General features: G+C 69.0%; 38 protein-coding genes. 36 read left to right on the top strand and 2 right to left on the bottom strand.

Going from position 1 to position 23,688, the window contains the following annotated elements:
* Positions 1-77: 77 nt before the first annotated feature.
* The 34 genes from rpsL (at position 78) to SERN_RS02540 (ending at position 20,753) form a co-directional block, all read left to right on the top strand.
* A complete protein-coding gene (gene rpsL, locus SERN_RS02705; RefSeq protein ID WP_135848562.1) occupies positions 78-452 on the top strand; it encodes a 30S ribosomal protein S12 in 375 nt (124 codons plus the stop codon).
* A complete protein-coding gene (gene rpsG / locus SERN_RS02700; protein WP_135848561.1) occupies positions 452-922 on the top strand; it encodes a 30S ribosomal protein S7 in 471 nt (156 codons plus the stop codon). Before rpsL ends, rpsG begins: the two co-directional genes overlap by 1 nt.
* 111 nt (positions 923-1,033) lie before the next feature.
* Entirely contained in the window at positions 1,034-3,136 is a 2,103-nt protein-coding gene (fusA, locus tag SERN_RS02695; RefSeq protein ID WP_135848560.1) for an elongation factor G, read from the top strand.
* Between the two features lie 105 nt (positions 3,137-3,241).
* A complete protein-coding gene (tuf, locus tag SERN_RS02690; protein ID WP_135848559.1) occupies positions 3,242-4,432 on the top strand; it encodes an elongation factor Tu in 1,191 nt (396 codons plus the stop codon).
* Positions 4,433-4,907: 475 nt separating this feature from the next.
* Positions 4,908-5,216 (top strand): 30S ribosomal protein S10, encoded by a 309-nt coding sequence (gene rpsJ / locus SERN_RS02685; RefSeq protein ID WP_109228855.1) that lies wholly within the window; start codon positions 4,908-4,910, stop codon positions 5,214-5,216.
* A 10-nt stretch (positions 5,217-5,226) separates the two neighbouring features.
* Complete coding sequence (gene rplC, locus SERN_RS02680; RefSeq protein ID WP_135848558.1) at positions 5,227-5,883, top strand: 50S ribosomal protein L3; 657 nt, start codon at positions 5,227-5,229, stop codon at positions 5,881-5,883.
* Positions 5,884-5,885: 2 nt separating this feature from the next.
* Positions 5,886-6,545 carry a 50S ribosomal protein L4 gene (gene rplD / locus SERN_RS02675; RefSeq protein WP_135848557.1) on the top strand — a complete coding sequence of 220 codons (660 nt, stop codon included), beginning with the start codon at positions 5,886-5,888 and terminating at the stop codon, positions 6,543-6,545.
* Positions 6,542-6,844 carry a 50S ribosomal protein L23 gene (gene rplW, locus SERN_RS02670; protein ID WP_135848556.1) on the top strand — a complete coding sequence of 101 codons (303 nt, stop codon included), beginning with the start codon at positions 6,542-6,544 and terminating at the stop codon, positions 6,842-6,844. The genes rplD and rplW overlap by 4 nt, the downstream gene beginning before the upstream one ends.
* Before the next feature lie 32 nt (positions 6,845-6,876).
* The gene (gene rplB / locus SERN_RS02665) at positions 6,877-7,713 is read left to right on the top strand and encodes a 50S ribosomal protein L2 (RefSeq protein ID WP_135848555.1); all 837 of its coding nucleotides are present in this window, start codon (positions 6,877-6,879) and stop codon (positions 7,711-7,713) included.
* 15 nt (positions 7,714-7,728) lie between these two features.
* Entirely contained in the window at positions 7,729-8,010 is a 282-nt protein-coding gene (gene rpsS / locus SERN_RS02660) for a 30S ribosomal protein S19 (RefSeq protein WP_109228850.1), read from the top strand.
* Positions 8,011-8,050: 40 nt separating this feature from the next.
* Positions 8,051-8,410, top strand: coding sequence for a 50S ribosomal protein L22 (gene rplV / locus SERN_RS02655; protein ID WP_135848554.1), 360 nt, complete (start codon positions 8,051-8,053; stop codon positions 8,408-8,410).
* Complete coding sequence (rpsC, locus tag SERN_RS02650; protein ID WP_135848553.1) at positions 8,410-9,228, top strand: 30S ribosomal protein S3; 819 nt, start codon at positions 8,410-8,412, stop codon at positions 9,226-9,228. Before rplV ends, rpsC begins: the two co-directional genes overlap by 1 nt.
* Positions 9,229-9,233: 5 nt before the next feature.
* The gene (gene rplP, locus SERN_RS02645; RefSeq protein WP_135848552.1) at positions 9,234-9,653 is read left to right on the top strand and encodes a 50S ribosomal protein L16; all 420 of its coding nucleotides are present in this window, start codon (positions 9,234-9,236) and stop codon (positions 9,651-9,653) included.
* The gene (gene rpmC, locus SERN_RS02640) at positions 9,653-9,892 is read left to right on the top strand and encodes a 50S ribosomal protein L29 (RefSeq protein ID WP_135848551.1); all 240 of its coding nucleotides are present in this window, start codon (positions 9,653-9,655) and stop codon (positions 9,890-9,892) included. Before rplP ends, rpmC begins: the two co-directional genes overlap by 1 nt.
* A gap of 8 nt (positions 9,893-9,900) precedes the next feature.
* Complete coding sequence (gene rpsQ / locus SERN_RS02635; protein WP_135848550.1) at positions 9,901-10,191, top strand: 30S ribosomal protein S17; 291 nt, start codon at positions 9,901-9,903, stop codon at positions 10,189-10,191.
* A gap of 70 nt (positions 10,192-10,261) precedes the next feature.
* A complete protein-coding gene (gene rplN / locus SERN_RS02630) occupies positions 10,262-10,630 on the top strand; it encodes a 50S ribosomal protein L14 (RefSeq protein WP_135848549.1) in 369 nt (122 codons plus the stop codon).
* 3 nt (positions 10,631-10,633) lie between these two features.
* Positions 10,634-10,981: a 50S ribosomal protein L24 gene (gene rplX, locus SERN_RS02625; RefSeq protein WP_135848548.1), complete on the top strand. Its 348-nt coding sequence runs from the start codon at positions 10,634-10,636 to the stop codon at positions 10,979-10,981.
* Positions 10,981-11,571 (top strand): 50S ribosomal protein L5, encoded by a 591-nt coding sequence (gene rplE, locus SERN_RS02620; RefSeq protein WP_135848547.1) that lies wholly within the window; start codon positions 10,981-10,983, stop codon positions 11,569-11,571. The genes rplX and rplE overlap by 1 nt, the downstream gene beginning before the upstream one ends.
* 1 nt (position 11,572) lies before the next feature.
* Positions 11,573-11,758, top strand: coding sequence for a type Z 30S ribosomal protein S14 (locus tag SERN_RS02615; RefSeq protein ID WP_109228841.1), 186 nt, complete (start codon positions 11,573-11,575; stop codon positions 11,756-11,758).
* 66 nt (positions 11,759-11,824) lie between these two features.
* Positions 11,825-12,223 (top strand): 30S ribosomal protein S8, encoded by a 399-nt coding sequence (gene rpsH, locus SERN_RS02610; RefSeq protein ID WP_135848546.1) that lies wholly within the window; start codon positions 11,825-11,827, stop codon positions 12,221-12,223.
* A 10-nt stretch (positions 12,224-12,233) separates the two neighbouring features.
* Positions 12,234-12,770, top strand: coding sequence for a 50S ribosomal protein L6 (gene rplF, locus SERN_RS02605; RefSeq protein WP_135848545.1), 537 nt, complete (start codon positions 12,234-12,236; stop codon positions 12,768-12,770).
* Between the two features lie 2 nt (positions 12,771-12,772).
* The gene (gene rplR / locus SERN_RS02600; protein WP_135848544.1) at positions 12,773-13,150 is read left to right on the top strand and encodes a 50S ribosomal protein L18; all 378 of its coding nucleotides are present in this window, start codon (positions 12,773-12,775) and stop codon (positions 13,148-13,150) included.
* 31 nt (positions 13,151-13,181) lie between these two features.
* Entirely contained in the window at positions 13,182-13,871 is a 690-nt protein-coding gene (gene rpsE / locus SERN_RS02595) for a 30S ribosomal protein S5 (RefSeq protein WP_135848543.1), read from the top strand.
* On the top strand, positions 13,871-14,053 hold the full coding sequence (gene rpmD / locus SERN_RS02590) for a 50S ribosomal protein L30 (RefSeq protein WP_135848542.1): 183 nt from the start codon (positions 13,871-13,873) through the stop codon (positions 14,051-14,053). The genes rpsE and rpmD overlap by 1 nt, the downstream gene beginning before the upstream one ends.
* Positions 14,053-14,565, top strand: coding sequence for a 50S ribosomal protein L15 (rplO, locus tag SERN_RS02585; RefSeq protein ID WP_135848541.1), 513 nt, complete (start codon positions 14,053-14,055; stop codon positions 14,563-14,565). Before rpmD ends, rplO begins: the two co-directional genes overlap by 1 nt.
* Before the next feature lie 109 nt (positions 14,566-14,674).
* Positions 14,675-15,985 (top strand): preprotein translocase subunit SecY, encoded by a 1,311-nt coding sequence (secY, locus tag SERN_RS02580; RefSeq protein WP_135848540.1) that lies wholly within the window; start codon positions 14,675-14,677, stop codon positions 15,983-15,985.
* A gap of 14 nt (positions 15,986-15,999) precedes the next feature.
* Positions 16,000-16,557: an adenylate kinase gene (locus SERN_RS02575; protein ID WP_135848985.1), complete on the top strand. Its 558-nt coding sequence runs from the start codon at positions 16,000-16,002 to the stop codon at positions 16,555-16,557.
* A gap of 231 nt (positions 16,558-16,788) precedes the next feature.
* Complete coding sequence (gene infA, locus SERN_RS02570) at positions 16,789-17,010, top strand: translation initiation factor IF-1 (RefSeq protein WP_135848539.1); 222 nt, start codon at positions 16,789-16,791, stop codon at positions 17,008-17,010.
* Between the two features lie 59 nt (positions 17,011-17,069).
* A complete protein-coding gene (gene rpmJ / locus SERN_RS02565) occupies positions 17,070-17,183 on the top strand; it encodes a 50S ribosomal protein L36 (RefSeq protein ID WP_015883600.1) in 114 nt (37 codons plus the stop codon).
* A gap of 149 nt (positions 17,184-17,332) precedes the next feature.
* A complete protein-coding gene (gene rpsM / locus SERN_RS02560; RefSeq protein WP_135848538.1) occupies positions 17,333-17,713 on the top strand; it encodes a 30S ribosomal protein S13 in 381 nt (126 codons plus the stop codon).
* Between the two features lie 63 nt (positions 17,714-17,776).
* Positions 17,777-18,184, top strand: coding sequence for a 30S ribosomal protein S11 (gene rpsK / locus SERN_RS02555; protein WP_109228831.1), 408 nt, complete (start codon positions 17,777-17,779; stop codon positions 18,182-18,184).
* A 118-nt stretch (positions 18,185-18,302) separates the two neighbouring features.
* Positions 18,303-19,313, top strand: coding sequence for a DNA-directed RNA polymerase subunit alpha (locus SERN_RS02550; RefSeq protein ID WP_135848537.1), 1,011 nt, complete (start codon positions 18,303-18,305; stop codon positions 19,311-19,313).
* Between the two features lie 56 nt (positions 19,314-19,369).
* A complete protein-coding gene (rplQ, locus tag SERN_RS02545) occupies positions 19,370-19,924 on the top strand; it encodes a 50S ribosomal protein L17 (RefSeq protein ID WP_135848536.1) in 555 nt (184 codons plus the stop codon).
* A 61-nt stretch (positions 19,925-19,985) separates the two neighbouring features.
* Positions 19,986-20,753 (top strand): alpha/beta fold hydrolase, encoded by a 768-nt coding sequence (locus SERN_RS02540; RefSeq protein WP_158292542.1) that lies wholly within the window; start codon positions 19,986-19,988, stop codon positions 20,751-20,753.
* Here the strand turns inward: SERN_RS02540 and SERN_RS02535 are convergent.
* Complete coding sequence (locus tag SERN_RS02535) at positions 20,728-21,477, bottom strand: ROK family protein (protein ID WP_135848534.1); 750 nt, start codon at positions 21,475-21,477, stop codon at positions 20,728-20,730. The two genes, SERN_RS02540 and SERN_RS02535, sit on opposite strands and share 26 nt — an antisense overlap.
* 31 nt (positions 21,478-21,508) lie before the next feature.
* Between SERN_RS02535 and truA the strand changes: the two genes are divergently transcribed.
* Positions 21,509-22,369 (top strand): tRNA pseudouridine(38-40) synthase TruA, encoded by an 861-nt coding sequence (gene truA, locus SERN_RS02530; protein ID WP_233251416.1) that lies wholly within the window; start codon positions 21,509-21,511, stop codon positions 22,367-22,369.
* Positions 22,370-22,406: 37 nt separating this feature from the next.
* On the opposite strand, the gene SERN_RS02525 is transcribed toward truA, so the two are convergent.
* Positions 22,407-22,841 carry a DUF5709 domain-containing protein gene (locus SERN_RS02525; protein ID WP_199241478.1) on the bottom strand — a complete coding sequence of 145 codons (435 nt, stop codon included), beginning with the start codon at positions 22,839-22,841 and terminating at the stop codon, positions 22,407-22,409.
* A 387-nt stretch (positions 22,842-23,228) separates the two neighbouring features.
* Here SERN_RS02525 and rplM point away from each other — a divergent pair, with 387 nt between their 5' ends.
* On the top strand, positions 23,229-23,672 hold the full coding sequence (gene rplM, locus SERN_RS02520; protein WP_135848533.1) for a 50S ribosomal protein L13: 444 nt from the start codon (positions 23,229-23,231) through the stop codon (positions 23,670-23,672).
* Positions 23,673-23,688 lie beyond the last annotated feature (16 nt).

Genomic DNA, 23,688 nt, shown 5'->3' with positions numbered 1-23,688 from the left:
CAGCGTAGGGGCGCGGCGTCGTGGCAGGCAGCAGGCAGTCACGTCGTTCCACCCAGTCATCTCGAGACGGAGAAGCAGTGCCCACAATTCAGCAGCTGGTCCGCAAGGGCCGCTCGCCCAAGGTCACCAAGTCCAAGACCCCGGCGCTCAAGGGTTCGCCCCAGCGCCGCGGCGTCTGCACCCGCGTGTACACCACCACGCCGAAGAAGCCGAACTCGGCTCTCCGCAAGGTGGCGCGCGTGAAGCTGTCCAGCCAGATGGAGGTCACGGCCTACATCCCCGGCGTCGGTCACAACCTGCAGGAGCACTCCATCGTGCTCGTGCGCGGCGGCCGTGTGAAGGACCTTCCCGGTGTTCGCTACAAGATCGTTCGCGGCGCGCTGGACACCCAGGGTGTGCGTGGTCGTCAGCAGGCTCGCAGCCGCTACGGCGCCAAGAAGGAGAAGAAGTAATGCCTCGTAAGGGCCCCGCCCCGAAGCGCCCGATCGTCGTCGACCCGGTCTACGGCTCCCCGACGGTCACGCAGCTCGTCAACCGCGTCCTCCTCGACGGCAAGAAGTCCGTCGCCGAGCGCATCGTCTACGACGCCCTCGAGGGCGTCCGCGAGAAGACCCAGGGCGACCCCGCCGCGGTCCTCAAGCGTGCGCTCGACAACGTGCGCCCCGCGCTCGAGGTCAAGTCCCGTCGCGTCGGTGGCACCACCTACCAGGTGCCGATCGAGGTCCGCCCGGCCCGCGCCACCGCGCTGGCCATGCGCTGGCTCGTCGACTACTCGCGCAAGCGTCGCGAGAAGACGATGACCGAGCGCCTCATGAACGAGATCCTCGACGCGTCCAACGGCCTCGGTGCCGCGGTGAAGCGTCGCGAGGACGTCCACAAGATGGCCGAGTCGAACCGGGCCTTCGCGCACTACCGCTGGTGATCACGGGGACGGCCGGGTCCGCGGGCAACCGTGGGGCCGGCCCCCCGCACCACCCCGGTCGCGCTCGCGCGTGACCTCATTCCTGCTCATCCCGACCAGAATCGAGCACCCGTGGCACAGGACGTGCTGACCGACCTCAACAAGGTCCGCAACATCGGCATCATGGCGCACATCGACGCCGGCAAGACGACGACGACCGAGCGGATCCTGTTCTACACCGGCGTCAACTACAAGATCGGCGAGACGCACGACGGCGCCTCGACGACCGACTGGATGGAACAGGAGAAGGAGCGCGGCATCACCATCACGTCCGCCGCCGTCACCTGCTTCTGGGACAAGAACCAGATCAACATCATCGACACCCCCGGTCACGTGGACTTCACGGTCGAGGTCGAGCGCTCCCTGCGTGTGCTCGACGGCGCCGTCGCCGTCTTCGACGGCAAGGAGGGCGTCGAGCCCCAGTCCGAGACCGTCTGGCGTCAGGCCGACAAGTACGACGTCCCGCGCATCTGCTTCGTCAACAAGATGGACAAGCTCGGCGCCGACTTCTACTTCACGGTGGACACGATCATCTCGCGCCTCGGCGCGAAGCCGCTGGTCATCCAGCTGCCGATCGGTTCCGAGAGCGAGTTCGAGGGCGTCGTCGACCTGGTCGAGATGCGCGCGCTGCTCTGGCGCGGCGAGACCGCGATGGGCGCGAACTACACCGTCGAGGAGATCCCGGCCGAGCTGCAGGAGAAGGCGGAGCAGTACCGCGCCGACCTCCTCGAGGCCGTCGCCGAGGCCAACGACACGCTGCTCGACAAGTTCCTGGGCGGAGTGGAGCTCACCACCGACGAGATCAAGGCGGGCATCCGCGAGCTGACCATCAGCTCGCAGGCCTACCCGGTCCTGTGCGGTTCGGCGTTCAAGAACAAGGGCGTCCAGCCCATGCTCGACGCCGTCATCGACTACCTGCCCTCGCCGCTCGACGTCCCCGACGTCGTCGGTCACGACGTCCGTGACGAGGAGGTCGCGCTCTCCCGCCCGGCCGCTCTCGACGCGCCGTTCTCGGCGCTGGCGTTCAAGGTCGCGACGCACCCGTTCTTCGGCAAGCTCACCTTCGTGCGCATCTACTCCGGGCGCATCACCCCGGGGTCCCAGGTGCTCAACGCCACCAAGGGCAAGAAGGAGCGCATCGGGAAGCTCTTCCAGATGCACGCCAACAAGGAGATGCCGGTCGAGGAGGCCACCGCCGGTCACATCTACGCCTTCATCGGGCTCAAGGACGTGACCACGGGCGAGACCCTCTGCGACCTGCAGAACCCGATCGTGCTCGAGTCCATGACGTTCCCGGACCCGGTCATCGAGGTGGCCATCGAGCCGAAGACCAAGGGTGACCAGGAGAAGCTGGGTGTCGCCATCCAGAAGCTCGCCGAGGAGGACCCCACCTTCCAGGTCATGCTCGACCAGGAGACCGGCCAGACCGTCATCAAGGGCATGGGCGAGCTCCACCTCGACATCCTCGTCGACCGCATGCGTCGCGAGTTCCACGTCGAGGCCAACGTCGGCAAGCCGCAGGTGGCCTACCGCGAGACCATCCGCCGCAAGGTGGAGAAGGTCGACTACACCCACAAGAAGCAGACGGGTGGTTCCGGTCAGTTCGCCAAGGTCCAGGTGACCTTCGAGCCGCTGGAGTCCGAGGACGGCGAGCTGTACGAGTTCGTCAACGCCGTCACCGGTGGTCGTGTCCCGCGCGAGTACATCCCGAGCGTGGACGCGGGCATCCAGGACGCGCTCAGCGCGGGCGTCCTGGCCGGCTTCCCGATGGTCGGCGTCAAGGCGTCGCTCATCGACGGTGCCGCGCACGACGTCGACTCCTCGGAGATGGCGTTCAAGATCGCCGGCTCCATGGTCGCGAAGGAGGGCTTCCGCAAGGCGGACCCGGTCATCCTCGAGCCGATCATGGACGTCGAGGTGCGGACGCCCGAGGAGTACATGGGCGACGTGATCGGCGACCTGAACTCCCGCCGTGGCATGATCCAGTCGATGAACGACGCCAGCGGGGTTAAGGTTGTCCGCGCACTGGTTCCGTTGTCGGAGCTGTTCGGCTACATCGGCGACCTGCGGTCCAAGACCCAGGGTCGTGCTGTGTACTCGATGCAGTTCAGCAACTACGCCGAGGTTCCTCGGAACGTTGCCGAGGAGATCATCAAGAAGACCCGGGGCGAGTAGTCCCACGGGGCGCCAGCTCCACCATCAGTATCCAGACCCGTAGGGACACCGCCAGCAGAAGACCTGCACGGTGAAGCAACTACCCAAGTTCCAGGAGGAACGACAGTGGCGAAGGCCAAGTTCGAGCGGACCAAGCCGCACGTCAACATCGGTACCATCGGTCACGTTGACCACGGTAAGACGACGCTGACGGCAGCGATCTCCAAGGTGCTGCACGACAAGTACCCCGACCTGAACCCCTTCACGCCTTTCGACGAGATCGACAAGGCGCCCGAGGAGAAGCAGCGCGGTATCACGATCAACATCGCGCACGTCGAGTACCAGACCGAGAAGCGTCACTACGCGCACGTCGACGCGCCCGGTCACGCCGACTACATCAAGAACATGATCACGGGTGCCGCGCAGATGGACGGCGCGATCCTGGTCGTGGCGGCCACCGACGGCCCGATGGCCCAGACGCGTGAGCACGTCCTGCTCGCCCGTCAGGTCGGCGTGCCCTACCTGCTGGTCGCGCTCAACAAGTCCGACATGGTCGACGACGAGGAGATCCTCGAGCTCGTCGAGATGGAGGTCCGTGAGCTGCTGTCCTCGCAGGGCTTCGACGGCGACGACGCGCCCGTGGTGCGCGTCTCCGGCCTCAAGGCCCTCGAGGGCGACCCGGAGTGGGTCGCCACCGTGCAGGCGCTCATGGACGCCGTGGACGAGTCCGTCCCGGAGCCCGAGCGCGACATGGACAAGCCGTTCCTGATGCCGATCGAGGACGTCTTCACGATCACCGGTCGTGGCACCGTCGTGACCGGCAAGGTCGAGCGCGGCAAGCTGCCGATCAACTCGGAGGTCGAGATCGTCGGCATCCGCGACGCCCAGAAGACCACGGTCACGGGCATCGAGATGTTCCACAAGCAGATGGACGAGGCGTGGGCCGGCGAGAACTGCGGCCTCCTGCTCCGTGGCATCAAGCGTGAGGACGTCGAGCGCGGCCAGGTCGTCGTGAAGCCGGGCACCAACACGCCGCACACCAACTTCGAGGGCCAGGTCTACATCCTGTCCAAGTCCGAGGGTGGCCGCGACAACCCGTTCTACTCGAACTACCGCCCGCAGTTCTACTTCCGCACCACGGACGTCACGGGTGTCATCACCCTGCCCGAGGGCACGGACATGGTTCTGCCGGGTGACAACACCGAGATGTCGGTCGAGCTGATCCAGCCGATCGCCATGGAGGAGGGCCTCGGCTTCGCCATCCGCGAGGGCGGCCGGACCATCGGTTCGGGCAAGGTCACCAAGATCAACAAGTGATCGGATCCCGCAACCGCGGGACCTGAGAGCCGCAGTGACGAGGGCCCGGGAGCACACGCTCCCGGGCCCTCGTGCGTCACCGGCACTCGTCGAGGGGCGAGGCCGGGGGCGCGGCGGGGGAGTGGCGAGAACCACCTGCCCCGTGAATTGGCCAGATCCCGGCACCTGTGGCAGACTGTCACGGTTGCCTCGTGGAAACGAGACTCGTGCGTGCGCGCTCTGCGTGCAGACGGCGAACTGACCGGAGAGATCCGGGCGTTGCTGCTGCGCCTTGCGCCACGCGTCCGAGTGTTCGATCCCGGCAGCCATCGCCGTTCGGTCCCCCTCCGGGAGATCGGACGCACAGACCCCGACTCGAGTACCGGCTCGCAGCATGCGAGTGCGCCGCCCGGGTACGTCGCTAGCGCGACACGCCCGAGCGCGGGGGTCGGTCAGCAGTTCACGAGCGGTAACGACGAGAGAGAGTCAGACAGCTATGGCGGGACAGAAGATCCGCATCCGGCTGAAGTCCTATGACCACGAGGTCATCGACAGCTCGGCGCGCAAGATCGTCGACACGGTGACCCGTGCCGGTGCAACGGTGGTCGGCCCCGTGCCGCTGCCGACGGAGAAGAACGTGTACTGCGTCATTCGTTCTCCGCACAAGTACAAGGACAGCCGCGACCACTTCGAGATGCGCACGCACAAGCGCCTCATCGACATCATCGACCCGACGCCGAAGGCCGTCGACTCGCTCATGCGTCTCGACCTTCCTGCGGACGTCAACATCGAGATCAAGCTCTGAGGATCCGACAATGACTTCCACAACCACCAGCCCCGCCGTGACGGCGCTGCTCGGGACGAAGCTCGGCATGACCCAGGTCTGGGACGCCGCCGGCAAGCTCGTCCCCGTGACGGTCGTCCGCGTCGGCACCAACGTGGTCTCGGCCGTCCGCACGCAGGAGATCGACGGCTACAGCGCCGTCCAGCTCGCGTTCGGGCAGATCGACCCGCGCAAGGTCACCCAGCCGCTCAAGGGCCACTTCGAGAAGGCCGGCGTCACGCCGCGCCGCCACGTCGTCGAGATCCGCACGGCCGTCACCGACGTGACGCCGGGCCAGGAGCTCACCGCCGAGGTGTTCGAGGCCGGCGCACGCGTCGACGTCATCGGGACCACCAAGGGCAAGGGCACCGCCGGCGTCATGAAGCGACACGGCTTCCACGGTGTCGGTGCCTCCCACGGTGCACACCGCAACCACCGCAAGCCCGGCTCGATCGGTGGCGCCTCGACGCCGTCGCGCGTGTTCAAGGGCATGAAGATGGCCGGTCGCATGGGCCACGCCCGCAAGACCATCCAGAACCTGTCGATCCACTCCGTGGACGTCGCCGCCGGTCTGCTGCTGGTCGCGGGCCCCGTGCCCGGTCCCAAGGGCTCGCTCGTCGTCGTCCGCTCCGCCGTGAAGGGGGCGTGACCATGACCTCCGTCGACGTCATCGACGCCACCGGCAAGAAGGCCGGCACCGCCGACCTCCCCGCCGAGGTTTTCGACGTGACCACGAACGTGCCGCTGATCCACCAGGTCGTCGTGGCGCAGCTCGCCGCGGCCCGCCAGGGCACGCACAAGACCAAGACCCGGGCCGAGGTCCGCGGTGGCGGCAGGAAGCCCTACAAGCAGAAGGGCACCGGCCGCGCCCGTCAGGGTTCGACGCGTGCACCTCAGTTCGCCGGTGGTGGCGTGGTCCACGGACCGACGCCGCGCGACTACAGCCAGCGCACCCCCAAGAAGATGAAGGCCGCCGCTCTTCGTGGCGCCCTCTCCGACCGGGCTCGTGCCGGCCGCGTGCACGTGCTCGCCGACCTCTCGATGGAGACGCCGTCGACGCGCGCCGCTCTGGCCGCTCTGCGCGCCGTCTCCACGGCGAACCGCGTGCTCGCCGTCGTGGGCCGTGACGAGGACGCCGCGTGGCTGAGCCTGCGCAACGTCGTCGAGGTCCACCTCGTGAGCCCGGACCAGCTGAACACCTACGACGTCCTCGTCAACGACGACGTCGTGTTCACCTCCGGTGCGCTCGAGGCCTTCCTGTCCGGCGCCATCCACACGCCCGTGCAGATCACCGAGGAGGACGCCAAGTGAGCGACATCGGCAAGGACCCGCGCGACATCCTGATCGCGCCGGTCGTCTCCGAGAAGAGCTACAGCCTGCTCGACGCGGGCAAGTACACCTTCCTCGTCGACCCCCGCGCCAACAAGACCGAGATCAAGATCGCGGTCGAGCAGGTGTTCGGGGTCAAGGTCGCCGACGTCAACACGCTGAACCGGACGGGCAAGACCCGTCGGACCCGCGTGGGCACCGGCAAGCGCAAGGACACCAAGCGCGCCATCGTCACGCTGCGCGAGGGCTCGATCGACATCTTCGGTGGACCGGTCGGCTGACGCCCGGCCCCGAGAAGAGAAGGACCTAGATCATGGGAATCCGTAAGTACAAGCCGACGACTCCGGGCCGGCGCGGTTCGTCCGTCGCCGACTTCGTCGAGATCACCCGGTCGACGCCTGAGAAGTCGCTCGTGCGCCCGCTCAGCAAGACCGGCGGTCGTAACGCGACCGGTCGCATCACCACCCGCCACAAGGGTGGTGGGCACAAGCGCGCCTACCGCGTGATCGACTTCCGTCGTCACGACAAGGACGGCGTGCCCGCCAAGGTCGCTCACATCGAGTACGACCCCAACCGCACGGCGCGCATCGCGCTGCTGCACTACGCCGACGGCGAGAAGCGCTACATCATCGCGCCGAACAAGCTCGGTCAGGGTGACCGCATCGAGCAGGGCCCGGGTGCCGACATCAAGCCCGGCAACGCTCTGCCCCTGCGCAACATCCCCACCGGTACGGTCATCCACGCCGTGGAGCTCCGTCCCGGCGGCGGTGCCAAGATCGCCCGCTCGGCCGGCTCGTCCGTCCAGCTGGTCGCGAAGGACGGGCCCTACGCGCAGCTGCGCATGCCGTCCGGCGAGATCCGCAACGTCGACGTGCGCTGCCGCGCCACCGTCGGCGAGGTCGGCAACGCCGAGCAGTCGAACATCAACTGGGGCAAGGCCGGCCGCATGCGTTGGAAGGGCAAGCGCCCGACCGTCCGCGGTGTGGCCATGAACCCGGTCGACCACCCGCACGGTGGTGGAGAGGGCAAGACCTCCGGTGGACGCCACCCGGTCAGCCCCTGGGGTCAGGCCGAAGGCCGCACCCGCCGTCCTGGCAAGCCGAGCGACAAGCTCATCGTGCGCCGTCGGCGTACCGGCAAGAAGCGCTGATAGGGAGTACGAAGCATGCCTCGCAGCCTGAAGAAGGGCCCCTTCGTCGACGGACACCTTCAGAAGAAGGTGGATGTCCAGAACGAGAAGGGCACCAAGAACGTCATCAAGACGTGGTCGCGCCGCTCGATGATCACGCCGGAGTTCCTCGGCCACACCTTCGCGGTGCACGACGGCCGGAAGCACGTGCCGGTGTTCGTCACCGAGTCGATGGTCGGACACAAGCTCGGAGAGTTTGCGCCGACCCGCACGTACCGTGGACACGACAAGGACGACCGCAAGGCTCGTCGCCGCTGACGCGGTGACGACCCTGACGGTCCCAGAAAAGGACAGACACATGGAAGCCAAGGCGCAGGTGCGGTATCTCCGCGTCACGCCCCAGAAGGCTCGCCGCGTCGTGGACACCATCCGTGGCAAGCGAGCCGAGGAGGCAGTTGCCCTGCTCGGGTTCGCCCCGCAGGCCGCCGCCGTCGACGTGCGCAAGCTCGTCGCCAGCGCGATCGCGAACGCTCGTGTGAAGGCCGACGCCGCAAGCGTCCGGTTCGACGCGAGCGAGCTCGTCATCGCGGAGGCGTACGTGGACGAGGGCCCGACGCTCAAGCGGATCCGTCCGCGTGCCCAGGGGCGCGCTGCGCGCGTCCTCAAGCGCACCAGCCACATCACTGTGATCGTGGCGCCGAAGGAAGGGGCTCGCTGATGGGCCAGAAGGTCAACCCGCTCGGGTTCCGGCTCGGTATCACCACCGAGCACCGTTCGAAGTGGTTCGCCGACTCGACCAAGCCGGGTCAGCGCTACCGCGACTACGTCCGCGAGGACGTCGAGATCCGTCGCCTGATGTCGGCGGGCCTCGAGCGCGCCGGTGTCTCCAAGGTGCAGATCGAGCGCACCCGTGACCGCGTGCACGTCACGCTGCACACGGCTCGCCCCGGCATCGTCATCGGTCGCCGCGGCGCCGAGGCCGACCGCCTGCGCGGTGAGCTGGAGAAGCTCACCGGCAAGCAGGTCACGCTGAACATCCACGAGGTCAAGAACCCCGAGCTGGACGCCCAGCTCGTGGCGCAGGGCATCGCCGAGCAGCTCGCCAGCCGTGTCGCGTTCCGTCGCGCCATGCGCAAGGGCATGCAGTCCGCTCAGCGTGCCGGCGCCAAGGGCATCCGGGTGCAGTGCTCCGGCCGTCTCGGCGGCGCCGAGATGAGCCGCAAGGAGTTCTACCGCGAGGGTCGTGTGCCGCTGCACACGCTGCGCGCGTACATCGACTACGGCTTCTTCGAGGCCCGGACGACGTTCGGTCGCATCGGCGTCAAGGTCTGGATCTACAAGGGCAACATGACGGAGCTCGAGTACGCGGCGGAGCAGGCCGGCGCGCCGGCCCGTGGCCGTGGCCCGCGTCCCGACCGTGGTGACCGCAACGACCGCCCGCGCGGCCGTCGTGAGGACTCGGCCGCCCCGGCTGCCGCTCCTGCCGCTGAGGCTTCTCCGGCCACGGAGACCGCCGCCACCGGAACGGAGGCCTGAGCCCGATGCTGATCCCCAGGCGGACCAAGCACCGCAAGCAGCACCACCCGAAGCGTCGTGGAGCCGCCACCGGCGGGACCGCGATCTCGTTCGGCGAGTTCGGAATCCAGGCGGTCGAGGGTGGATACCTCACCAACCGTCAGATCGAGTCCGCGCGTATCGCCATGACCCGTCACATCAAGCGTGGTGGAAAGGTGTGGATCAACATCTACCCCGACCGCCCGCTGACCAAGAAGCCCGCCGAGACCCGCATGGGTTCCGGCAAGGGCTCCGTGGAGTGGTGGATCGCCAACATCAAGCCCGGTCGCGTTCTCTTCGAGCTCGCCGGCGTTCCTGAGCCGCTGGCTCGCGAGGCCATGCGTCGCGCCCAGCACAAGCTTCCGATGAAGACCCGCTTCGTGCGGCGCGAGGGTGGTGACATCTGATGGCAGTGGGTTCGAAGGACCTGCAGACGTCCGAGCTGGACGGCATGGACGACGAGCGTCTCGTCGTCGAGCTGCGCAAGGCCAAGGACGAGCTGTTCCACCTGCGTTTCGCCTCGGCGACCGGTCAGCTCGAGAGCCACGGCCGCCTCAAGGAGGTCAAGCGCGACATCGCGCGGATCTACACGGTCCTGCGTGAGCGTGAGCTCGGGATCCGTACCGCCCCGACGAGCGTGAAGTGAGCGAGACAATGACGAACGACGCAGTGGCGCACGACGCCACGAACGAGGCGCGAGCCGACCGCAAGACGCGGCAGGGCTACGTCGTCAGCGACAAGATGGACAAGACGGTCGTGGTCGAGCTGGAGGACCGGGTCAAGCACCCGCTCTACGGCAAGGTCATCCGTCGTACGACCAAGGTCAAGGCTCACGACGAGGTTTCGGTCGCGGGCGTCGGGGACCTGGTCCTCATCATGGAGACGCGGCCGCTCTCCGCCACCAAGCGGTGGCGCGTGGTCGAGGTCATCGAGAAGGCACGCTGACCACCAGTAAATATCCGTTCGGCCAGGCCCGGCACATGCCGAGAACCGGCACGACGACAGGAGCAGGTTCATGATCCAGCAGGAGTCGCGACTCAAGGTCGCCGACAACACGGGTGCCAAGGAGATCTTGTGCATCCGCGTTCTCGGCGGTTCCGGTCGTCGCTACGCCGGCATTGGCGACGTCATCGTCGCCACCGTCAAGGATGCGATCCCCGGAGGCAACGTCAAGCGTGGCGACGTCGTCAAGGCGGTCGTGGTGCGCACCCGCAAGGAGCGCCGCCGTCCCGACGGTTCCTACATCCGTTTCGACGAGAACGCGGCCGTCATCCTCAAGCAGGACGGCGAGCCCCGTGGCACGCGCATCTTCGGCCCGGTGGGCCGCGAGCTGCGTGACAAGAAGTTCATGCGCATCGTTTCGCTCGCACCGGAGGTGATCTGAGTTATGGCGAAGATCAAGAAGGGCGACCTCGTCGTCGTGATCTCCGGCAGCCGCGCGGACCGTGGCAAGCAGGGCCGTGTCCTCGAGGTGTTCACCGAGACCAACCGCGTGGTGGTCGAGGGCATCAAGCGCGTCACGAAGCACACCAAGGTGTCGCAGTCGCAGCGCGGCAGCCGCACCGGTGGCATCGAGACCGTCGAGGCCCCGATCCACATCAGCAACGTGATGCTGGTCGACCCCGAGTCCAAGAAGGGCTCCAGGGTCGGCTACCGCACCGAGGAAGTCGAGCGCGACGGCCGCAAGCGTACGGTTCGCGTCCGCATCGCCAAGCGCTCCGGTAAGGACGTGTGATGACCGAGACGACTGTGACGACCGAGGCCGAGAACGCCCCCAAGGTCGCACCCCGCATGAAGACCCGCTACCGCGAGGAGATCATCCCCGCGCTGCGCGAGGAGTTCAGCTTCGCCAACGTCAACCAGGTTCCCGGCCTCGTGAAGGTCGTCGTGAACATGGGTGTCGGTGACGCGGCCCGCGACTCCAAGCTGATCGACGGCGCCGTTCGCGACCTGTCGCTCATCACGGGTCAGAAGCCGCAGGTCACGAAGGCCCGCAAGTCCATCGCGCAGTTCAAGCTCCGCGAGGGTCAGCCGATCGGTGCGCACACCACGCTCCGCGGCGACCGCATGTGGGAGTTCGTGGACCGTCTGGTCTCCATCGCCCTGCCGCGCATCCGTGACTTCCGCGGCCTGTCGCCCAAGCAGTTCGACGGCCACGGCAACTACACGTTCGGTCTGAACGAGCAGTCGATGTTCCACGAGATCGACCAGGACTCGATCGACCGCGTGCGCGGTATGGACATCACGGTGGTCACCACCGCGTCCACCAACGACGAGGGCCGGTCGCTCCTGCGCCACCTCGGCTTCCCGTTCAAGGAGAACTGACATGGCGAAGACCGCCCTGGTGCAGAAGGCCGCCGGCAAGCAGAAGTTCGCCGTTCGGGGCTACACGCGTTGCAACCGCTGCGGGCGTCCCCGCTCGGTGTACCGCAAGTTCGGCCTGTGCCGCATCTGCCTGCGTGAGATGGCCCTCGCCGGCCAGCTCCCGGGCATCACCAAGAGCAGCTGGTAACAACTACGCCGCAGGTCCCCACCGTCATCGGTGGGGGAAACCACGGTGAGGAAGGGCGAAGGCCCGATGACGATGACAGACCCCATCGCAGACATGCTCACGCGTCTGCGTAACGCGAACTCCGCGTACCACGAGTCGGTCAAGATGCCGTACTCGAAGCTCAAGTCGCACATTGCCGAGATCCTCCAGGCGGAGGGCTACATCGCGGGATGGAGCGAGGAGGAGGCCGAGGTCGGCAAGACCCTCGTGCTGAACCTCAAGTTCGGCCCGCACCGTGAGCGTTCGCTCGCCGGTGTGCGCCGTGTGTCGAAGCCCGGTCTCCGGGTGTACGCCAAGTCCACGAACCTGCCCAAGGTGCTCGGCGGCCTGGGCGTGGCGATCCTGTCCACGTCCTCCGGTCTGCTCACCGACCGTCAGGCTGCCAAGAAGGGCGTGGGTGGGGAAGTCCTCGCCTACGTCTGGTAAGGGAGGAACCATGTCCCGCATTGGGAAGATCCCCGTTGTGGTCCCGGCAGCCGTCGACGTCTCCCTCGCGGAGCGCGTCGTCACGGTCAAGGGCCCCAAGGGCACGCTGACGCACACCGTTCCGTCGCCGATCGAGGTCTCGCACTCCGACGGCACGCTCGTGGTGACGCGTCCGAACGACGAGCGCCTCGCGCGCTCGCTCCACGGCCTCACGCGCACGCTGCTGTCGAACCTGATCACCGGTGTCACCGAGGGCTATGAGAAGAAGCTCGAGATCGTCGGCACGGGTTACCGCGTCGTCGCCAAGGGCAGTGACCTCGAGTTCGCGCTCGGGTTCAGCCACCCGGTCACCGTCAAGGCGCCCGAGGGCATCTCGTTCGCGGTCGAGTCGCCCACCAAGTTCTCGGTGGCCGGCATCGACAAGCAGCAGGTCGGCGAGGTCGCCGCCAACATCAGGAAGATTCGCAAGCCGGAGCCCTACAAGGGCAAGGGCGTGCGGTACGCGGGCGAGCAGGTCCGCCGCAAGGTCGGAAAGGCTGGTAAGTAGCCATGGCGATCTCCATCAAGTCGGCAGGCAAGTCGACGGTGAAGGCACGCAAGCGCCGCCACCTCCGCATCCGCAAGCGCCTCAGCGGCACGGCAGAGCGTCCGCGCCTCGTCGTGACCCGCTCGGCCCGGCACATCGTCGCCCAGATCGTGGACGACGCGACGGGCACGACGCTCGCGTCGGCGTCCACGCTCGAGGCCGACCTCCGCGCCAGCACCGGCGTCAAGGTCGACAAGGCCAAGGCCGTCGGTGGCCTGGTCGCCAAGCGCGCCGTCGCCGCCGGTGTCACCACCGTGGTCTTCGACCGTGGTGGCAACGCCTACCACGGCCGCGTCGCCGCCGTCGCTGACGGCGCCCGCGAGGGAGGCCTGACCCTGTGAGGACCTTCCGCAAGCACGAGAGGAACAGCTGATGGCTGCACCGCAGCGCACCAGGACCGCCGGGGCCGCTCCGACCACCGGTGGCAGCAACGAGAACGACCGTTCCGGCGGCCGTGGCGAGCGTCGCGGCGGCGGTGAGCGTCGCGGTGACCGTGGCGGTCGCGAGCCCGAGCGCAGCCAGTTCGTCGAGCGCGTCGTCACGATCAACCGTGTCGCCAAGGTCGTCAAGGGTGGTCGTCGCTTCAGCTTCACCGCCCTGGTGGTCGTGGGCGACGGCGACGGCACCGTCGGTGTCGGCTACGGCAAGGCCAAGGAAGTTCCGGCCGCCATCGCCAAGGGTGTGGAGGAGGCGAAGAAGAACTTCTTCCGCGTCCCTCGCATCGGCAGCACCATCCCGCACGTCGTGCAGGGTGAGGCAGCGGCCGGCGTCGTCTTCCTCCGCCCGGCGTCCCCGGGTACCGGGGTCATCGCGGGCGGTCCGGTCCGTGCGGTCCTCGACTGCGCCGGCATCCACGACGTGCTGAGCAAGTCGCTGGGCTCGTCGAACGCGATCAACATCGTCCACGCGACGGTGGAGGCGCTCCGTCAGCTCGAGCAGCCCGAGGCCGTCGCGGCTCGCCGCGGTCTCCCGCTCGAGCACGTCGTCCCCGCCCCGCTGCTGCGCGCCCAGGCCGCCGGCCGTGCCGCGGCCGCCGCGAAGATCTCGGCGGGGGTGTCCTGATGGCGCAGCTCCAGGTCACGCAGACCAAGTCCGCGATCGGCGGCAAGCAGAACCAGCGTCACACGCTGCGCACGCTCGGCCTCGGCAAGATCGGCCGTGTCACGGTCCGTGAGGACAACGCCCAGGTGCGCGGCATGATCCAGGTCGTCAACCACCTGGTGAAGGTCGAGGAGGTCGACTGATGGCAGAGTCGAAGAAGAGCGGCGCGACCGCTGAGCAGTCGCAGGAGAAGGAGGTGACCCCGGCGTCCCGCACGCTGCGGGTCCACCACCTCCGCCCCGCCCCGGGGTCCCACACCAAGAAGACCCGCGTCGGTCGTGGTGAGGGCTCGAAGGGTAAGACCGCGGGTCGCGGTACCAAGGGCACCAAGGCCCGGTACCAGGTCCCCGCCGGTTTCGAGGGTGGCCAGATGCCGATGCACATGCGGCTCCCGAAGCTGCGCGGATTCACCAACCCGTTCCGCACGGAGTACCAGGTCGTCAATCTCGACCGACTCTCCGTGCTGTTCCCGCAGGGCGGCACCGTGACGGTGGACGACCTGGTGGCAGCGGGTGCCGTGCGTCCGAACCGTCCGGTCAAGGTGCTCGGCACCGGTGACCTCGGCGGCGTCAAGATCGACATCACCGCACAGCGGTTCTCCACCAGCGCCAAGGACAAGATCCTCGCCGCCGGTGGTTCCGCCACGCAGGCCTGAGCACGACGGGTGGCGACGTAGGGTTTCTACGTCGCCACCCGTTGTCGTGTCTTCCCGTCCCCGCGCCGCACCGCGCGCGGAACATGCCCCCACCTGACCTGGAGGAAGAGTGCTAGGCGCATTCGCTCAGGCGTTCCGTACGCCCGACCTGAGACGCAAGCTGTTTTTCACGATGGGGATCATCGCGATCTTCCGCCTCGGCTCCTTCATCCCCAGTCCCGGGGTGAACTACGGCAACGTCCAGATCTGTACCGCGGCGTCCGCCGACAACGACATCCTGGGCATCATCAACCTGTTCTCCGGCGGTGCGCTGCTGCAGCTGTCGGTGTTCGCGCTCGGGATCATGCCGTACATCACGGCCAGCATCATCGTGCAGCTCCTCCGCGTGGTCATCCCGCGGTTCGAGGCGCTGCACAAGGAGGGCCAGTCGGGTACCGCGAAGCTGACGCAGTACACCCGCTACCTCACGATCTTCCTCGCCGTGCTGCAGGCCACGACCATCGTGACCACCGCCCGCACCGGCGTCCTCTTCGCGGGCTGCGGCGCCGCGGACTCTGGCACGCCCGTCATCGCCGACGACAGCGTGATCACGATCCTGCTCGTCATCCTCACCATGACCGCCGGTACCGGTCTGGTCATGTGGCTGGCCGAGCTCGTCACCGAGCGCGGTGTCGGCAACGGCATGTCGCTCCTGATCTTCATCTCGATCGCCGCCAGCTTCCCGGCCGCCCTCTGGGCCGTGGCGCAGACGCCCGGCGGCCTCACGACGTTCTTCATCGTCCTGGCCATCGCGCTGGTGCTGATCGTCGCCGTCGTCTTCGTCGAGCAGTCCCAGCGCCGGATCCCGGTGCAGTACGCCAAGCGGATGGTCGGCCGACGCACGTACGGCGGCACCAGCACCTACATCCCGATCAAGATCAACATGGCCGGCGTGATCCCCGTGATCTTCGCGTCCTCGATCCTGGCGCTGCCGACGCTGGCCGCCCAGTTCGGCGACCAGACGCAGCCGTGGGTGCAGTGGATCATCGCCAACTTCGCCGATCCGGGTGCGCCGCTGTACATCCTCGTGTTCGCGGTCATGATCCTGTTCTTCGCGTTCTTCTACACGTCGATCACCTTCAACCCGGAGGAGACCGCGGACAACATGAAGCGCTACGGCGGCTTCGTGCCGGGCTACCGGGCGGGTCGTCCGACGGCGGAGTACCTGCGCTACGTGGTCAACCGCGTGACGTCGGCGGGTGCGATCTACCTGCTGCTGGTGGCGCTCATCCCGACGATCGCGTTCGTGCTCCTGGGTGTGCAGACGACCATCCCGTTCGGCGGCACGTCGCTGCTGATCATCGTGGGCGTCGGCCTCGAGACCGTGAAGCAGATCGACAGCCAGCTGCAGCAGCGTCACTACGAGGGGATCCTCAAGTGACGCGACTGGTGATCATGGGACCGCAGGGCTCCGGCAAGGGCACCCAGGCGGCGCGCGTGGCCCAGGCGCTGGCGATCCCGGCGATCTCGACCGGGGACATCTTCCGGGCGAACATCAAGGGCGACACCGAGCTGGGGCGACTCGCGCGCTCGTTCAGCGACCGGGGTGAGCTCGTGCCCGACGAGGTCACGAACAGCATGGTGCGGGACCGTCTCGCGCAGGACGACGCCGCCGGCGGGTTCCTGCTCGACGGCTACCCGCGCAACGCCGCCCAGGTCGTCGAGCTCGACGCGATCCTCGCCGAGCACGGCGTGGCGCTCGACGGCGTCGTCGAGCTCGAGGTCGCCGAGGAGGAGCTCCTGGAGCGCCTCGCCCGTCGCGCGGAGGTCGAGGGTCGCAGCGACGACACCCCCGAGGGCATCCGCCGCCGGCTCGCGGTCTACCACGAGCAGACGGCGCCGCTGGCGCAGGCCTACGCCGAGCGCGGCATCCACGCGAAGGTGGCCGGCTCCGGCGACCTCGACGTGATCACGTCCGCGGTGCTCGAGGCCGTCGCCTCCCTCCAGGACTGACCCGGCGCCGGGGGAGACCCCGGCACCCGGGTGGCCCGGCCTTGCGGCCGGGCACCACCGATGGTCGGACCGTCGTGCGCGATCGCGTATGATGGCTCGTTGGGTCTGCGCTCGCGCGCACACGGCCCGCTCGGGACGCACCCGTGCGTCCCGCACGATCTGCAGCGTGAACGTCAGGCGCTGCGCACGCGCCACACCTCTCGTGTGGCACCCCGACAGTTAGCGGAGGACATGGGGAAGAAGGACAACGTCATCGAGATCGAGGGCGTCGTGGTCGAGGCCCTGCCCAACGCGATGTTCCGCGTGGAGCTGAGCAACGGGCACAAGGTGCTTGCCATGATCTCCGGGAAGATGCGGCAGAACTACATCCGGATCCTTCCCGAGGACCGGGTCGTCGTCGAGCTCACGCCCTACGACCTGTCCCGCGGCCGCATCGTCTACCGCTACAAGTAACACCCGCCACTCACGCAAGCCGTCGCCTTCGCAGGGCGTGCGGCGGCAAGGGAAGAATCATGAAGGTCAAGCCCAGCGTCAAGCCGATCTGTGACAAGTGCAAGGTGATTCGCCGGCACGGTCGCGTCATGGTGATCTGCGAGAACCTGCGCCACAAGCAGCGTCAGGGCTGAACATCCCCTGACAGGTGGCACCACCGCCACCAGCGTGTCGTCAACGCCGCCCGATCCGTCGGGCGGTGACCCCCGGTCCGGAGGCCGGGGCCCCCGCTCCAGGGGGATGACGGGACGACCGACCTCCGGATGCACGACGGAGACACCGCATGGCACGTCTTGTCGGCGTCGACCTCCCCCGCGAGAAGCGGCTCGAGGTAGCGCTCACCTACATCTTCGGAATCGGCCGCACGCGTGCGGACGAGACCCTCGCCGCGACGGGGCTCAGCCCCGACCTGCGCGTGCGCGAGCTCGGTGACACCGAGCTCGTCGCGCTGCGCGACCACATCGAGGCGCACTACAAGACCGAGGGCGACCTTCGCCGCGAGGTCGCAGCCGACATCCGCCGCAAGGTGGAGATCGGCTCGTACGAGGGCCTCCGGCACCGCCGCGGCCTTCCGGTGCGCGGTCAGCGCACCAAGACCAACGCGCGTACCCGCAAGGGTCCGAAGCGCACCGTGGCCGGCAAGAAGAAGGCCGGTCGCAAGTAGCCGCCTGACCGTCGCCCCCGGGTGACGGTCGGTGGTCAGACGACCTCGACGAAGGACTAAGGCATGCCTCCCAAGACTCGCGCCGCCTCCGGCGCACGCAAGACGCGCCGCAAGGAGAAGAAGAATGTCTCCCACGGTCACGCGTACATCAAGTCCACGTTCAACAACACGATCGTGTCCATCACGGACCCCTCGGGTGCGGTGATCGCCTGGGCCTCCTCCGGCCAGGTCGGTTTCAAGGGCTCGCGCAAGTCGACGCCGTTCGCGGCGCAGCTCGCCGCCGAGGCCGCCGCCCGCCGTGCCCAGGAGCACGGCATGAAGAAGGTCGACGTCTTCGTGAAGGGCCCGGGCTCGGGCCGCGAGACGGCGATCCGCTCGCTCCAGGCCACCGGCCTCGAGGTGGGCTCGATCTCCGACGTGACGCCCCAGGCGCACAACGGCGTTCGTCCCCCCAAGCGCCGCCGCGTCTGATCCGTCCCTGCCGGCGGGTGCTCCCCGCACCCGCCGGCATCGACGTGCCGGTGGCAGCCCGCCGCCGGCCCCCTGTGTGGACGTCAAATAGCGGACGTCCGAAGGAAGGAACCACCCCGTGCTCATCGCACAGCGCCCCACCCTGACCGAAGAGGTCGTCAACGAGAGCCGCTCGCGGTTCATCATCGAGCCCCTCGAGCCCGGCTTCGGCTACACGCTCGGCAACTCGATGCGTCGCACGCTGCTCTCCTCCATCCCCGGCGCCGCCGTGACCAGCATCCGCATCGACGGCGTGCTGCACGAGTTCTCCACGGTGGACGGTGTCAAGGAGGACGTCACCGAGGTCATCCTGAACATCAAGAACATCGTCGTCTCCTCGGAGAACGACGAGCCCGTCGTGATGTACCTGCGCAAGCAGGGCCCCGGCGTCGTCACCGCGGCGGACATCACGCCCCCCGCGGGCGTGGAGATCCACAACCCCGACCTCCACATCGCGACGGTCAACGGCAAGGGCAAGCTCGAGGTCGAGCTCACGGTCGAGCGTGGCCGCGGCTACGTCTCCGCGCAGCAGAACAAGGCCTACGACACCGAGATCGGCCGCATCCCGGTCGACTCGATCTACTCGCCGGTCCTCAAGGTCACGTACAAGGTCGAGGCGACGCGCGTCGAGCAGCGCACCGACTTCGACCGGCTCGTGGTGGACGTCGAGACGAAGCACGCGATCTCGCCGCGCGACGCCGTCGCGTCCGCCGGCAAGACGCTGGTGGAGCTGTTCGGTCTGGCTCGTGAGCTGAACACGGCCGCCGAGGGCATCGAGATCGGCCCGTCGCCGACCGACGTGGAGCTGGCGCAGGACCTCGCGCTGCCCATCGAGGACCTCGACCTGACGATCCGGTCGTACAACTGCCTCAAGCGCGAGGGCATCCACTCCGTGGGTGAGCTCGTGGCCCGCAGCGAGGCCGACCTGCTCGACATCCGCAACTTCGGCGCCAAGTCGATCGTGGAGGTCAAGGAGAAGCTCGCCGGCCTGGGGCTCTCGCTCAAGGACAGCCCGGCCGACTTCGACCCGTCGCTCGTGGCCGACGCCTACGACGGCGACGACGCGGACTACGACCCGAACTTCAGCTGACCACCACCACTTCCACTCACTCACGTCGCTGACGCGGCGTCAAACGAGGAGACACCATGCCTACGCCCACCAAGGGCCCCCGCCTCGGAGGCGGACCGGCGCACGAGCGACTGATCCTGGCGAACCTTGCCACGGCGCTCTTCGAGCACCGCCGCATCACGACGACCGAGGCCAAGGCCAAGCGCCTGCGCCCGCTCGCCGAGCGGATGGTCACGTTCGCCAAGCGCGGCGACCTGGCGGCCCGCCGCCGCGTCATGACGGTCCTGAAGGACAAGGGCGTCATCCACGTCCTGTTCACCGAGATCGCCCCGCTCGTCGCCGACCGCCAGGGTGGCTACACCCGCATCACGAAGATCGGTCCGCGCAAGGGCGACAACGCCCCCATGGCGGTCATCGAGCTCGTGCTGGAGCCGCTGAGCCCGAAGCAGTCCACCGTCGCGGAGGCCACGGCCGCCACGAAGCGCGCCTCGAAGGCCGACAAGCCCGCCGCGGCTCCGGTCGAGGACGCTCCGGTCGAGGAGGCCCCCGTCGAGGAGGCGCCCGCGTCCGCCACGGACGAGGCCACCACCGAGCCCGCCGAGGAGAAGGCCGTCGAGGCCGACTCCAAGTGATCCACCACGAGGCCCGGACCGCATGGCGGTCCGGGCCTCGTCGTACCCCCGGGAGGTCGTCGTGAGCGCGTCGCAGGAGTCGGCAGCGACACGGGTGGTGCTCGTGCACGGTGTGCGAACCTCGCGCACCATGTGGCGTCGTCAGGTCGATCTGCTCACCTCCCGGGGCCTCGACGTCCGAGCAGTCGATCTCCCGGGGCACGGGCGGCGGCGCGACGAGCCGTTCACCCTGGCGCGGGCCCGCGCCGTCCTGGACGAGGCCGTCGGGGACGCTCCCGGGCGCGTGGTCGTGGTGGGTCTGTCGCTCGGTGGGTACGTCACGCTGCACTGGGCCGCCCGCGGCGGGAGGTGCGACGCCGTCGTCGTGTCCTCGTGCACGGCGCGACCCGGTGGCACGCTGCACCGGTCGTTCATCGCGATCTCGCGCGTGATCGCGGCGACCGGCGCGGGCGCCGACCGTCTCAGCGACCGCGCGGCGCGCCTCGCCGTCGGGGCGGTCGGCGCCGTCGACGTGGCGGCCGGTGGGCTGTCGTCCGCGGGCCAGGCCACGACCCTCACGGCGGTCCTGAAGACCGATCCGCTCGCGGACGTCGCTGCTCTCGAGCGCTCCGGTGTCCCGCTGCGCTTCGTCGTGGGGGAGTGGGACCACTTCCGGCTCGACGAGCGCGCGTTCCGGGCCGCCGCACCGTCGGCCAGCTGGGTGCTCGTGCACCGCGCCAACCACCTCGTGAGCCTGCACCGACCGGCCGCCTACGGGCGCGCCCTGCTCGACGCGCTGCGCGACCTCGTCCCCGGCGGTCGCGTCAGCGGTCGATCGACCAGGCTCTGACGCCGCCGACGATCCCGGCGGAGTTGGGCACGACGACCACGGTGTCGCCCAGCCGCTGCAGCGTGGTGGCGGAGATCCGGCGGGCGTTGCCGCCGCCGAGGTAGAGCCGGTCCCAGACGAGCACCGGGGCCAGAGCGTCGACCACGCGGCGCACGCGGCGCGACCAGTGCGAGTCTCCCAGCCGCAGCCGCTCGTGCTCGCCGATGTACTCGTCGTAGGTCAGGCCCCACCGGACCGGCGCCTGGCTGAGCTCGAGGTGCGGGGCGAGACGGCCGCCGTCGAAGATCGCGTTCCCGAGCCCGGTGCCGAGCGTCATGACGACCTCGAGACCCGTGCCGGCCACCACGCCGCACCCGTGCACCTCGGCGTCGTTCAGCACGATCGCCGGGAGCCCGAGGCGCTCGGCCACGGCGCGCTCGACGTCGAAGCCCGCCCAGGCGGTCACGAGGTCGGGCAGCACGCGTGTGCGCGGGCCGGCACGCGTCACGTAGTGCGGCGTCGCCACGACGACGCCGTGGCGCACCATGCCTGGCATGCCGACCGTGACCCGGTCCGCCGGTGGCAGAGCGGCGGCGAGGGCCGCGATCTCCTCCAGCAGCCGCGACGGCGGCAGCGGGTAGGGCGTCGGGCGCCGCACCGCGGGGGCGTGGAGCGTGCCGGCGGCGTCGAGCACCGAGGCCTTGAGCCCACCGCCCCCGCAGTCCACCGCCAGCGTCGCCTCCATGACCTCCGAACCTAGGCGATAACCTCGCGGGGTGACGAACGGAGCGCAGGACGTGGTGCGCGTGCGTCTCGACCTCTCCTACGACGGCACCGGGTTCTCGGGCTGGGCGACGCAGCCCGGTCGGCGCACGGTGCAGTCCGAGCTCACGACGGGGCTCGAGACGGTCCTGCGCACGCCGGTGGTCGTCACGGTCGCGGGTCGGACGGATGCGGGCGTGCACGCGCGCGGGCAGGTGGCGCACCTCGACGTCGCCCTCGAGCGGTGGGAGGCGGTCGCCGGGCGTGGTGACCGGACACCGCAGGAGGCCCTCGTGTCACGGCTCGCGGGAGTCCTGCCGCCCGACGTCGTCCTGCGGCGGGCCTGCGTCGTCCCCGACGCGTTCGACGCCCGCTTCTCGGCGACGTGGCGCCGGTACGTCTACCGGATCGACGACGGCGGCGCGCCCGACCCGCTGCGCCGTGCGTGGGTGCTGCGTCACCGCCGTGCACTCGACGACGTCGCGATGGACGCCGCCCTGGCGCAGCTCCTGGGGGAGCACGACTTCCTTGCCTACTGCAAGCCGCGCGACGGGGCGACCACGATCCGCACCCTGCAGGAGGCGTCCGTGCGACGTCGTGACGGCGTCGTCGAGATCGAGGTCCGCGCCGACGCCTTCTGCCACTCGATGGTGCGCTCGATCGTGGGGGCGCTCCTCGCCGTCGGGGAGGGCCGCCGTCCGCCGTCCTGGCCGCGCGAGGCGCTGGAGCAGGTCAGGCGGGAGGCGGGGGTCGCCGTCGCCCCGCCCACCGGGCTCGTGCTCGAGGAGGTCGGCTACCCCGCCGACGCCGAGCTCGCCGAGCGGGCGCGCACCGCTCGCGCCGTGCGGGTGCTGGGCGGCACGCTCCCGGACTGAGGACCCGACGGTCCTTCGGGCGACGGCCGGGCGCCGGTCAGTCGTAGGTGGGCTCGAGCCCCTGGGCCTCGCGCTCCTCGACGGCGCGCAGCTCCTCGAGCGACGTCGTGTGCATGGCGGCCTCCTCGGCGCCCGCCGCCCCGCCGGCGACACCGGCGTCCCTGGCGTAGTTGTCCTGCCCCCACGAACCGTCGCTCGACTCCTCCAGGCGCCCGGCCCGGTCGCTCTCGCGACCCCCCGCCACCGGGGCGTCCCACTCGTCGGGAACCTCCTGCTGCAGCCGCGCGTCCAGCGACTCGCCCAGCTGCTCCTCCAGGGGTGTCTCGCCCCAGTGGCTGCGCGTGTCGCGCTCGGGGGGCGAGTAGCTCTCGTCCAGCGGGTCCTGCACCGGGCTGTCGTCCAGCGTCTCGTCGGCGCTCAGCTGGTCGCCGTCCTGCTCCGCGACCTGCTCGGGATCGATGCGTTCGGTCATCTCCCTACTGTGGCACTGCGCACAGAGGATGGCCAGGGCGCCCCGGCGGTCGTCAGCACGGCCGACCGACCTGCATACTGGAAGTGCGTACACGTCATCGCGGTCGCACCACACCGGTCGTTTTGACGACGGGCCGTGCCCGCAGTACGCTTGATCGTCGTTGTGCGTTCGCACGCCAACGCTCCAGGGACCTCCGTTCCCGGTCACCACGCGGTGGCCGGTGCAGCGACCCGGACGGGGCGTCAGCTGCGGGGCCGGCCCGTGGTTCCACCTCGGTCGCCCAGCACACACCGCAACCATCAGGCACTGCCGATGGTCCGGGTCACGGTTCGCGCCTGACCAGGGTCGTCGCAGCGCCCCCTCGCAAGCGAAACGAAGGCTACGACTGTGCGTACGTTCACCCCGAAGCCGTCCGACGTCGACCGCACCTGGGTCGTCGTGGACGCGTCCGACGTCGTCCTCGGCCGCCTGGCGACCCACGTGGCGAACCTGCTGCGCGGCAAGCACAAGGCGACGTTCGCGGCCCACGTCGACACCGGTGACTTCGTCATCGTCGTGAACGCCGACCAGGTCGCCCTCACCGGCAGCAAGGCCGAGAAGAAGATGGCGTACCACCACTCGGGCTACCCGGGCGGCCTGCGCGCCACCTCCTATGCCGAGCTGCTCGCCACCCGTCCGGAGCGTGCCGTCGAGAAGGCCGTGGCCGGCATGCTTCCCAAGACCAGCCTCGGGCGCGCGCAGCTGCGCAAGCTCAAGGTGTACCGAGGCGCTGAGCACCCGCACGCCGCCCAGCAGCCCCAGGCCTTCGAGCTGACGCAGGTCGCGCAGTAACACGCGCACCGCGGCC

The sequence above is a fragment of the Serinibacter arcticus genome (genome assembly GCF_004786095.1).
Classification (GTDB): domain Bacteria; phylum Actinomycetota; class Actinomycetes; order Actinomycetales; family Beutenbergiaceae; genus Litorihabitans; species Litorihabitans arcticus.
Note: the sequence above shows the minus strand (reverse complement) of the source record. Positions and strands in the feature narration are given on the sequence as shown.